General features: G+C 37.7%; 7 protein-coding genes. 1 reads left to right on the top strand and 6 read right to left on the bottom strand.

Annotated features, from left to right (window positions below; translation table 11 throughout):
• Positions 1-776 precede the first annotated feature (776 nt).
• From mukB to mukF, 3 genes are read right to left on the bottom strand one after another with little or no spacing between them, the layout of a single operon-like run.
• On the bottom strand, positions 777-5195 hold the full coding sequence (gene mukB / locus J3U37_RS00580) for a chromosome partition protein MukB (protein WP_267372967.1): 4419 nt from the start codon (positions 5193-5195) through the stop codon (positions 777-779).
• 2 nt (positions 5196-5197) lie between these two features.
• Positions 5198-5926, bottom strand: a complete 729-nt coding sequence (gene mukE / locus J3U37_RS00575; protein ID WP_416379969.1) for a chromosome partition protein MukE — start codon at positions 5924-5926, stop codon at positions 5198-5200.
• 43 nt (positions 5927-5969) lie between these two features.
• Positions 5970-7292, bottom strand: a complete 1323-nt coding sequence (gene mukF / locus J3U37_RS00570) for a chromosome partition protein MukF (protein WP_267372965.1) — start codon at positions 7290-7292, stop codon at positions 5970-5972.
• 394 nt (positions 7293-7686) lie between these two features.
• Here mukF and J3U37_RS00565 point away from each other — a divergent pair, with 394 nt between their 5' ends.
• On the top strand, positions 7687-8409 hold the full coding sequence (locus J3U37_RS00565) for a DUF4198 domain-containing protein (protein WP_267372964.1): 723 nt from the start codon (positions 7687-7689) through the stop codon (positions 8407-8409).
• A 67-nt stretch (positions 8410-8476) separates the two neighbouring features.
• Here J3U37_RS00565 and J3U37_RS00560 read toward each other — a convergent pair whose 3' ends face one another.
• Genes J3U37_RS00560 through rbsK form a run of 3 tightly spaced genes read right to left on the bottom strand, consistent with a single transcriptional unit; the run spans position 8477 to position 12033 of the window.
• Positions 8477-9865: an MFS transporter gene (locus J3U37_RS00560; protein WP_267372963.1), complete on the bottom strand. Its 1389-nt coding sequence runs from the start codon at positions 9863-9865 to the stop codon at positions 8477-8479.
• Positions 9862-10818, bottom strand: coding sequence for a nucleoside hydrolase (locus J3U37_RS00555; RefSeq protein ID WP_267329907.1), 957 nt, complete (start codon positions 10816-10818; stop codon positions 9862-9864). The genes J3U37_RS00560 and J3U37_RS00555 overlap by 4 nt, the downstream gene beginning before the upstream one ends.
• Before the next feature lie 21 nt (positions 10819-10839).
• The gene (gene rbsK, locus J3U37_RS00550) at positions 10840-12033 is read right to left on the bottom strand and encodes a ribokinase (protein WP_267329906.1); all 1194 of its coding nucleotides are present in this window, start codon (positions 12031-12033) and stop codon (positions 10840-10842) included.
• Positions 12034-12240 lie beyond the last annotated feature (207 nt).

Below are 12240 nucleotides of genomic sequence, written 5' to 3'. Positions count from 1 at the left end.
CTTCACCTTAAATTATGGTGAAACTCCTTGTGTATTTATTATTGATTAACGATTTTCAGACATGGTCAATCAATGGCTATTTAAAATAAAAAAAGATGAGTCGCAAATTTGTTTAGCAATAAACAAAGAAGGGATATTAATGTTAGTTGGTTATAAAGTTTTTAAATTAATTAGAGTTTAATGCAATACATTGAAAAATCGACAGACTAACGATTTGAATATCCTTATTTTATGGCTGACTCAAGTTTAGTTAATTTTATAACACCCAAATATTTTATAGTTGATTCGATAACCCGAAATGATAACAAAAATAGTATATAAGAGTTATATGCTTTTCATTTACTTTTCAATTCTAAATAAAAAGATATCTTAATTAATTGATATGAATCATTTGGTAAAGATTAGTCTAAATTTCAGTTTAAAGTAACTTTAGAGTTTACTTATAGTTGAAAAGCATTATAGAAATGCTTTTATAAAATAAGCGGACAATGGGTTAGGACATGCCGATTTTATACTTAAACACCTATATTTTCTGAAACTTCTTGTCAAGGTTGGATTATTTTATATTGGGAAGAATGCATTATTATTGGTTGATAATAACAGAAGTAAGTTACCTAGTTTTTATACTTAAACACCTATATTTTCTGAAAGTTCTTGTCAAAGTTAGATAACATTAATAACGCTGTTTTTATGAATTATAAAACTAATGCCTACATATTAATAATCCGCCGACAAATGTCGGCGAATTTATACCATAAACAATAAGTTTAATTAAATTAAGCAAAGCCTTTTAGACCAACTACATGCACATGTTCTTGGTTATTCATGACTTTACGTACCAGTTTATAGGTTGTGCCTTTTTCCGGGCTGATATTTTCCGGCGCTGCAATAATAAGTTGCATCTCTAATCTTTCACAAAGTTCAAAAAGCGTTGCAATTGATTTGGCATCAAGTCGGGCTGCTTCGTCTAAGAATAATAGACGGCATGGTGAGATATCTTTATTACGCAAGCGTTTAGATTCTTCTTCCCAACTTTGAATAACCATTAAGAGAATTGACATACCGGTACCGATTGCTTCACCAGTTGATAGTGCTCCACTTTCTGCCCGTAACCATCCATCGGCACCACGATTCACTTCAACATCGAGCTCGAGATAGTTTCGGTAATCAAGCAGCTCTTCACCGATATTTTGCGCTGTACGTTGTCCCATATCAATATGCGGGTTTAAACGCTGATAAAGTTTTGCTAACGCTTCAGAGAAGGTAATGCGATTGTTACTAAACAGATCTTGATGCTCATTTTGGTCATCGGCTAATGCCGCTAACAGTGTGGAGTGAGCTTCACGAATGGTGACATTTAGTCGTACGCCATTAACCTGTCCAAATGCAACCGCTTGTAAACCTTGGTTAAGCATACGGATACGGTTTTGTTCACGCTGAATGGTTTTACGAATAATATTGGCCACACTTTTTGAGCTGATAGCTAATTGCTGTTCACGTGAAGTTAACTCTTCAGTTAAGCGTGATAATTCAATTTCCATTTGCTCAATAGCTTCAATTGGATCATCTGTTTTCACAATATCTTGGCGAATTCGTTCACGCAGATGCTTGTAAACGGCAATATAAAATTGAATTTTACGTTCCGGTCGTTTTGGATCTTCAGATAATCTTAATACATCACGTAAGTGCTCATTGTCGTTGACAGCTAAACGTAGTGAACCTAACGCCTTATCCGACATAGAACGCAGTTCATCAGCACTTAAATAAGCAAGCTCCCGACGGTGTAATCGGCGTTCAACACTGTTTTCTTTAACCAGACGCAAGACTAAGCACCACCCTGCTTTAGCTTCAACTACTTGTTCTCGTAGTTGTTTATAATCACGCAGTGTTTGTGTTAAGCGTTTTTGCAGTTGTGTCATTTCGCTTTCACACATGATCAATTGTTTTTCAAGCGAGGTACAATGTTGACGGTTGTTATTCAGTTTTTGATGAATTTCATCCCGACGAACTCTGGCACGCTCTTCGGTGATTGCATCAGCTTTAACACCAATTTGATCAATCTCTTTATGCAGTTCATTGAGCATATCACGTTTGGTTTCAAAAGCACTTTTTAATGAAGCAAACGTTTGATTATATTGATTATACTTATCTTGATATTGCATCATTTGGCGGCGAGACTCAGTTCGCTGAGCTTCAACCACTTCTAATCGAGCACGCAATTTTTCATTCAAATCGCTGTTTTCATTTAACATTCCCGCTGAATCTTCGTAACTAAAATGCGCCCGGCGCTGCATCACTTCGGTTAACGCAAAGACTTGTTGGCGAAGAGTTTGTTGCTCAGCTTTAACAGTGTTGTATTGTTCACGTAAGGCATCATTTTGCTGCGGATCGCTTTGTAAAACAGCAACAATTGGCTCAAGCTCACTAATTGTATGTTGATGACGGCTAACGTATTGGGCAGCGTCTTGTGCTTCGGCTGCTTGTTCACGTAAATCATCAACCCTGTCAGCTAAGTCATCATCAGCCAATAAATGCATATGAGCAACTAACCGATTGACGGTTGCCAGTTGCTCTTTACAATTAGCCACTTGCTGTTGATTTTGTTTATCAATGGTTTCTTGTGATGATAATTGACGTTCAATATCATTACGTCTTGCTGCTAATTTTTGTGCTTGAGCTTCCGGATCAATATCAAAGGCGACTGATAGGTATTGTCCTATAAATTGACCTACATTTTGCTCAATTCGTTGCAATTTTTGCAAATCAAATGAGATAGTCGCATAACGTTCATGCAGTTCGTCTCGTTCAGCGGATAGTTTTTCAAGGTGAACTTCTCGAGCCGCACGCCCAAATAATGGCACTTTTGGAAAACTTGAGAAACGCCATTGGCGATCACCCGTTTTGACCAATACGGCTTTGTTCATCTCTTCACTATCAAATACGCTATCATCGAACGATGACGGATCACCTTCAATAAAATAGATATCTTCAGGATAGTCTTCTTCACTTGCGGTTAAGTTTTCAAGTTGTGCTTTAACTTGTGATAAATCCGGCACCACAATAGCTTGTCGAGACGGACCATATAACGCTGAAAAGTAAGGTGCGTCATCAATGGTAACATCTTCATAAATTTCAGAAAGTAATATGCCATTAAATCGTTCTGCTAATGCCGATAAACGACCATCATCAACGCCACTTGGTTGATTTAGTTGCTCAATTTGGCTATCTAATTGCGTCCGTTTGAAATTGATTTGATCTCGCTCTGCAACTAACGCCCTTTCTTGTTCAAGCAGTTGTTGCATGTGTTGGGTGACAGCTTGGCTGTGTGTAAAACTTTGCCCGGTTTGTTCTTGCAAAGCAATCAGCGCATCTTGCGCTTTTAACCACATTGGTGCTTTTTGGCGATAGTCGGCAATCTTTGATTGGATTTGTTCAAGTTCTTGTCTAAATTCAATGCGTTTTTCACTCGATTCATTTGCCATTGCCGCATTTTCATCAAGTTGCATTTCAAGCTCTTGTTTCAACTCGTCAAGCTCATCATACTCAACCTGACGTCCAATACGTTTACAAAATTGGCTTAACAGTGACTCGGCTTCTTTTTGTTCAAAAAAGCGTTGTTCCAGTTCATCAAGTTGCAGTTGTAATTGTTCAGCTTGCTGAGCTTGGTAACATTGAGAAGGCCATTGTCTTAATGCTTCTTTAGCCGCACGCCATGCTTCACTACGTGCCACATCGCCGACCAGTTTAACAACTAATTGATAAGCACGGTCAAATTGATTAATCGCCGCATCAGAGACGCTTAATCGTTGTTCCAACTCTAAAACTTGCTCAGTAATCTGTTTTTGTTTCTCTTCAAAAATCGCAAAGTGATTTTCGATATTACTGATACCTAATTTAGGCAACTGACATAAAGACTGGGCGTTTTTCAATGCTTGTAAAGCTTGTTGATATTGAATGGCTCGAGTTTGCTGTACATCAAGCGCTTGCTGATAATCTGCTAACTGAGTTTTAATTTCATCAACTTCTTGTTCGGTATGTTCAGCCTGATCACGATAGGTTTGATATTGTTCATTTGCTTCAATGACAACTTCATTTTGCTCTTCAAGTTTAACATTCAAATCGTCTAAATCCGCTTGATAACGGTCGATCTTCTCTTGTTGGCGCAGCGCTGTTTGCGCTAAATTAAGGTGATCATTTGCCGCTTGTAAGTCGGTCTCTAAGTCGTTTTGTGCATCTTGATACTCTTTGAGTTCTTTTGCCATTTCAACTTGTCGGAACTGATTACTAATAAGCAAATCTTGTGTTTTAAACATATCACGACGCAAACCTAGTACCGATTCGATATGCACTCGACGTTCGTTAGCATGGCGCATATAATCGGCCGCAACATAATCGGTTGATTCAGTGATAAGATGTTTAAATAAGTCTCTGTCAGATTGCGTAACACGAATGGCTTCTAGCGTCATTCGGTTTTCACGTAGAGCGGCTTCCATATCCTGAAAAGCTTTACGAACACCACTGTTTTCCGGTAGTAAGTAATCACGTAAAGACCGGGTAATGGCACTAGAAATACCACCATAAAGCGATGCTTCAATCAATCGGTAATACTTGCTACGATCAGAAGATGAACGTAAACGCTTAGGTAGTACACCAAAGTCAAACATCACCGAATGATAATCAGTGATTGAGTTAAATTGTTTAAAGATAACGCCTTCCATTGATTCGACTTTATCTTTTAATTCCGGTAACGACAAAATTCTTGCCTGTTTGTCATTTAATCGCTCAGTGACCAGTTCAGTTGGGCTGATTCCTACCGGTAAACCTTGTATTAAAAAAGGTTTAATATCCACTTTTTTATCACGACCGGCAACTTGCTGTAAGCGGACGCCGCAAATAATTCGTTGGTTACGTGAATTAATCACATCGAGCATTGAATAACAAACACCCGGTTTTAATTTACCATGTAAACCTTTATCTCGTGAGCCGGATGTTGCACCAGCTTCGGTGGTGTTGCGAAAGTGTAATAACGTTAAATCCGGAATGAGCGCTGTGACAAAAGCTGCCATAGTGGTTGATTTACCTGCCCCATTCCCCCCCGATAGTGTGGTAACGAGCTGATCTAACTCAAATGTTCTGGCAAAAAAACCATTCCAGTTAATTAGGGTTAATGAGTGAAACTTACCGTGTCCAATCATAATTATTCAATCTCCTCATTAACATCGTCTTCTTGTTCTTCATTATTATCATCGAGCATAAGCGATGATTCGATTTTGATTGCTTCGCCATCTCGGATTAAGCGTAATTGCGCTTCTTGTGCATCATCACTACTGCGCACATCAGCACCAAAACGGAAAATCGATTCGTTGATGCGAAAACGGCTACTGTCATTGCCCAAAATAAAAAATATCATTCCTAATCGACGTAAACGATTAAGCGCCGTTTTAACTTTATCGAAAAGTTTTTGTCGATCTAAATCCGAACCGGTTGAACGTTGATTAACTAATTTAAGTAATTTACTTTCATCGGCTAACGAAACAAGCTCATCAAACAGTTCTTGTAAGGTAAAAATACCTTCATGCGCAAGCCGTTCAGGACTTAAATATAAATAGCAAAGTACTTTACCAACCAGCATATCGAGTTCAGATAAAACCGAACGTGGAATTAAGGTTGTTGAACGTGGGCGAAGATAGAAAAAACCTTCCGGCGCACGAATCAATTCAACATTATAGCGTTGATAAAATTGTTCAAGCTCGAGTTGAAAGTCCATTAAAAATGCATGATTATCAAGCTCATCTATGCCAATATGGCGCCCGGAACGTAATAAGCTATCAAGCTCTGGAAAAAGAGGATTAGCAATTGCTTGCGCCAATTTAACTGGCATATATTTATCGATAGCAGCTTGAGAGCTGGCCGCAATGCGCCCCATGACTTCATCAAGATGATGAGCGGTTTGTTCTATTTCTAAATCTTTAATATCTGTTGATGACATGTGCTTGTACCTTAGCTCCATAATCGTTAATAGGTTTCCATTCAGCAGGAATACCGAGCAAATCTTTTTCGGCAATACCTAGACGAATAGCCTGATCGATAAATAACCTCGCAATATCAAAATGTTGTTCGCGAGGAAACTGTGCTAAATAACTATGAATGGCAATACTCATATCGAGTGGTTTATTTTCTTGTTTGAAGATCAATAAGTTTTGTTCAATGTGAGCAATAATATGTTCTTGAATCTCTTCTATCATTTCAAATTCAAGTTCGGACGGCAATTCTCCGGTCACTTCAGCTTCGTGTAGTGCTAACTCTTCATCCCGCATATCAAGTAGCCGTTCAGCATTGGCAAAAGTGAGCGACCATGGTAAATCAAAATAGCTTTGTATCGATTTACGTAAGCGCTGAGAAAAGACCCTATTTTTATCTAAATCGATTGCTGTACGGATAAATTTATGAACGTGCCGATCGTAGCCTATCCAAAGGTCAATGGCTTTTTGCCCCCAACCAATAATTCGATCTAATTTACTTTGTAAATCAATAACCACATTGTTAATTTTATCCAGCTCCGGATTATCAAGCGTTGCATCTTGAATCAGTAACAAACTGGCTTGAAGTTTATCGCCGGCAGCAGCTAATGTATCTTGCAGTTCACGTAAGGTTTGTGATGTTTCAGTCAATAGACCTTCACAACTACTAATAGCCGCTTGCCAATCTTGACTTAGTAAGGCTGAGATATTTTGTTTTACATCAGCCTGCTGCTCATCCATTACCCGTTGGGTAATATCAATGCTATCAAAAATTTCCGCTACCGAATATTTTAAAGGTGCAAAAACATTGCGATGCCAATGTAGATCATCGCCACCCTCAAGCGCTGCATCGGCCGCTCGTTTTAACTCTTGAGCAACGATAGAGAGCTGTATTGATAAGCGTAATGTCGAAAATTCTCGCTGACGGATATAGTAATCTGAAATACCTATTCCTAAAGGCGTTAAACGATAGATAGAATAGCCGTCAGTCATCTCACTGGCAAAACGAGTAATCAAACGCTGGCGAACTAAGTCGTTAATCGCATTATTAGCACGCACCGAGATAGTATCATCGCTTTGCTCGAATATTTGTGATACATGTCTGAAAGCATCTATTAGCTCAGATTCCGTCATTTCACCATCGAAACGTTCGCTATTTAATACGGCAATGGCTAATAAAAAAGCAAGACGTTCAACTGGTAAAGCGATCGAAAAATCATTCTTTTTTGCCCAAGAGACCAGTTCTGGCACTGATTGGGAAAAATCCATCATAAGGGTTCCTTATTTAAAGATATTAACGCAGCAGAAATATCTTAAAAACAATTTGATAAACACAATATATAGTGTTAAAAACAAAATATTTCCGATTATATAACAATTTGTAGTAGTTAAAAATAGCTAACTTTAACAATAGTTAGTCTATAATAGGGTGAATTTCATGAAAAAAGTTTCTCATCATTTAAAACTTTAGTTTTATTTTACAAGTTTAGTCATTTTTTCTGTAGGAAAGATTTTAAGTACCATAAAATTTAGCAAATGATACCTGATATAAACTTTAAATGATTTTCTCGTCTAAATAAATACCCGCTCAATAAATATACAAATTTCTTGACTTTTCTTTGGCATTCAAATAATAATGATTCTCATTTTCAAAAAGGAAGGTTATATGCGTAAATTAATATTCGTGGCATTATCAGGATGCCTAACTTTAATGGTTTCAAATTCCGTATTGGCGCATGGTATTTGGATTGCTAATCGTGTTGATCAAAAGCAGATTGTTTTAGGTGAAGGCCCTTTAGATAATGGTTATAACCCCCAAAATGTCCAAAAAGTTCGAGCTTACAATAGTAATTGGTCACCGCTGTCTATTTCACAAAAAGCCAATAAAAATTTTGTCACCATAACCCCATCTGAAAAAACAGCCGTTGTGGCAGTTTGGTTTGATTATGGCTATTGGACTAAAAATTCGCAAGGAAAATATGTCAATCTTCCAATGAATAAAGTAAAAGGCGCAAGTGCTGGCACACATGCAATCAAATACAGCGTTAATTATTTATCTTCAGTTGAACAGCCGAAAATGATTGAAGACATCCCGTTACAAATTGTCCCGGCTTTGGATCCGACCCAATTAAAACGCGGTGACAATTTACCGATAACTGTTTATAAAGATGGTAAACCGCTAACTAACACGCCTGTTATTGTCGATGTTATTAATAATTTAGATAAAACGGTCAATACCGATGATAAAGGTCAAGCAACAATCACCATTCCAAATCAAGGATTGAATGTCATTGGTGTGGAAATTGGTTTTCCACTTGAACCAAACAAGTTAGCCACTCAAGATAAGTTTTTCACAACCTTAACCTTTACCCTACAGCCGGAAGAGTAAAAAGCGTGTCTGTTTAGCATTAACCCAAAAAAAGCGGGATAAGTATTATCCCGCTTTTTGATTAAAATTAAACCTCAGCATTCGTCGGTCTTGGAATCAGAAAACTACACAGTAATGCTAAAATAGTAATGATTAATCCTAACAACATACCATTGAAGTATCCATCCATTGAGTTTCCATTCATCATTTGAATTGCAGGCAATAACGCAAAACTCAAACCGGCACCTAAGTTAAATGCACCAGCATTCATACCCGGTAAGAATCCCGGATTTTCTGTTGGTGATAAAACAACGCCTAATCCATTTAATATGATATTAGCCATGCCGGCATAGAAGATGCCTAGTACAATCACACCTACCGATAAAATAGGTAAATAGTGAATACCATAAAACATAATTAGCAAAATACCGATAATACAACCGACTAAACCTAATTTAAGTACTTTGTTATAGCCCATTGTTGGTGCTAGCCTTCCGGAAAATGGCCCGACAAACCAACCAATTAAAGCATAAGGGGTAAGAAAGATTAATGATGCCCAATCCGCTTCTAAGCCAAAACCTATCTCGTGATTTTGAGCAATTGACATGACTAAACCATTAACAATGGCAAAAACCCCTGTCATGGTTAATGTGGTGGTTAATAATAACGCCCAAGTGGCACGCTTTTTCAAATGATTGGTGGTAACTAAAGGTTGTTTATTGCTTTTTTCCACCTGCCAAAACAAGAAAAAACAGAAGATAGCAAATAGTGTTAATCCACTAATAATCAACCAATTAGCATTACCGAGTTTACCCGCTTCATTAAGCGCAAGTAATAATGCTGCTATGGTTAAAACGATTAACAACACGCCTAACCAATCCATTTTGGTACCTTCAGATGGCTTAGATTCTGACGCAAAACGATGAACACAAAAAGTTGAGATTGCGGCAACAACTGCAATAACCCAAAATACAGACCGAAAACCGAAATAAGTAGCAAGGAATCCACCTGCAATAGCATCCACACCAGCAATACCGCCATTAACGGCTGTGATTATGCCCATTAACATACCGTATTGTTTTACATCTTTAACTTCATAACTTAGCATTATCAAACATAATGGCACAACTGGTCCCGATACCCCTTGAATAATCCGTGCGGCATATAAAACTTCAATATTTGGCGCAATAGCGGCTAAAACCGTACCAATAGTCATGATAAGCAGCATGCCGGTTAGTACTTTTTTTCTTCCTTTTATATCACTTAATCGTGGCAAAAATAGTGAAAATAGCGCTGCTGCGGTAAAAAAAGAAGTTTGGGAGAGCCCTACCGCCGCATCATTTGTCCCTAATTCTTTTGCAATGGTAACTAATACGGGGCTTAACATACTTGCATTGAGTTGGAAAGCAACACATGCAGCCAGTAAAGCGAGCATTAGGGTAAATATATTTGATTTAGCTTTACTCTGTTCAATCATACATTTACCTCACCAATTCGTTTTAGGGAATCAACAATTAAATCCCAAAAACCGGTATGATCAAGTTCTGTTGCAACTTGAGTATGGCAACGCTCATCAGCAGGAAAACGAAAATCAGCAACTGTCATTCCCAAAGTTAAAGTCCCTGTCAATTCAATATCAACCGGTACTCGTTTAGTTTTGATTAATTCAGGATTAATGACATAAGCCACGGCACAAGGATCATGCACTGGAGGATAAGTAAAACCTTGAGCTTGTTTATACATTTTTCCGAAGAACTCTAACATCTCCAATACAAATTTAGCTGGTTTGGTTTTGATTGCAGCTATTTTCTCAATTACTTCAGGCGTGGCTAATGCTTGATGAGTCAGATCTAATCCAACCATCGTCAATGGCCATTTTTCATTAAATACTATATGCGCTGCTTCAGGATCTATTTTGATATTAAATTCTGCCACAGCGCTCCAGTTACCGACATGGTACCCGCCCCCCATTAACACAACTTCTTTAACACGTTCAGCAATTTTAGGTTCTTTACGTACCGCCATTGCAATATTGGTTAACCCACCAGTTGGAACTAGCGTGACGGTTTTAGGCGGATGAGACATGATTGTGTCAATGATTAAATCAATAGCATGCCTGTTATCCAACTCAATGGTTGGTTCAGGTAATACCGGGCCATCAAGTCCAGAGTCGCCATGGATATCCGGTGCAATTTCAATATTTCTCACTAAAGGCCTTACTGCACCAGCCGCAAAAGGTACATTAGTGATATTTGCAATTCGTGCAACAGATAATGCATTACGTGTTACTTTATCTAATGTTTGATTACCAACAACTGTGGTTACCGCAAGCAATTCAATATTAGGATTGCCATGAGCTAACAATAGTGCGATAGCATCATCATGACCGGGATCGCAATCAAGAATAATTTTTTTTGGCTGATTTATCATAAATCGGTTCCTCTACTAAATTTATTTATTTGCCATTCGTTTAAGCACATTTTGATGAGATGGCATATTTGATGCACCTTCACGCTCAACAGCTAAAGATGCAAAAGCCGAAGCATATACTGCGGATTGATAAAGCGTCTCGCCTTTAGCCAATGAAGCACAAAAAGCCCCATTAAAAGCATCACCTGCACCGGTTGTGTCAACAGGAACAGCTAAGAAAGGCTTAATATGTTGATGTTGTTTACCATCAAATATGAGTGCGCCTTTACTCCCCAAAGTAATAATGACGGTTTGTATTCCAAATGAGTATATTTTTTCCGCTGCAAGCTTAGCTTTATCCAAATCATTAACTTCAATTCCAGACATTAAACTTGCTTCAGTTTCATTGGGCGTAATGATATCAATATAAGTTAATAGCTGTTGAATATCTTGAGAATAAGGAGCCGGGTTAAGCACAACTTTAACCCCGATAGCTTTAGCTAATTTCATCGCATTTAAAACAGCATCAATATTATTTTCAAGTTGCACTAATAGAATATCAGATTGTTTAAGATAACTTTCCAACATTACAATTTCTTTATCAGTAATTGTTAAATTTGCACCAGGATAGATAGCAATCATATTTTCGCCATTTTCTTCAGAGACATAAATAACCGCACTGCCCGTTGGCTCTTTATCGGATTGATACAAAGTAAACGAATTAATTTTTGACGAGGATAGATGTTCATGGGCAAATTGACTAAATTGATCAGTGCCAACTTTTGCAACAAAATGTACCTTAGCATCGGCGTAACTTGCGGCAAGCGCTTGATTTGCCCCTTTACCACCAGGACCAATCATACTTTTTTGAGCAAGGATTGACTCTCCCCCTTTTGGAAATCTTGCTACTTGAGCAACAATATCAATATTAAATGAGCCTAAAATACAAACGTTACCGTTCATTACTTCTCCTCGTATTTTACTTTTCTGTTTTTCATATCCCGTCAGTAACGAGGAAATACATTCTTTATCAGTAATATTACTCACTAATCTGTGCCTTTTAATAATGGCACCACCGTGACAACGAATAACGAACAATTGCTGAGCGAGCGTTGCAAGATCTTTTCTAATCGTCTCTTTAGATACTTTAAATATTTCTGAAAAATATTGGACACTACCTTTTTCATGTTTATCTAAATAAGCTAAGATAGCTTTTTGTCTTTCTTCTAAGAACATCAAGTAATCCTCTAAATGATTGATTCAAAGTATAGCTTGCTTGAATCATAAAAAGAGTGATGATAATCATATCTTATGAGATAAAACAGAAGCAAACGGAACCATGGCAGGTCACGATCGAGCGCTCTAAAAATAATAAAATTTAATAAAAAACCATTAATTTTATTACTGCCTAATCGATTATTAATCGTTATCAACAAAACAACG

The organism is Gilliamella sp. B3172, assembly GCF_026536465.1.
Lineage (GTDB): Bacteria > Pseudomonadota > Gammaproteobacteria > Enterobacterales > Orbaceae > Gilliamella.
Note: the sequence above shows the minus strand (reverse complement) of the source record. Positions and strands in the feature narration are given on the sequence as shown.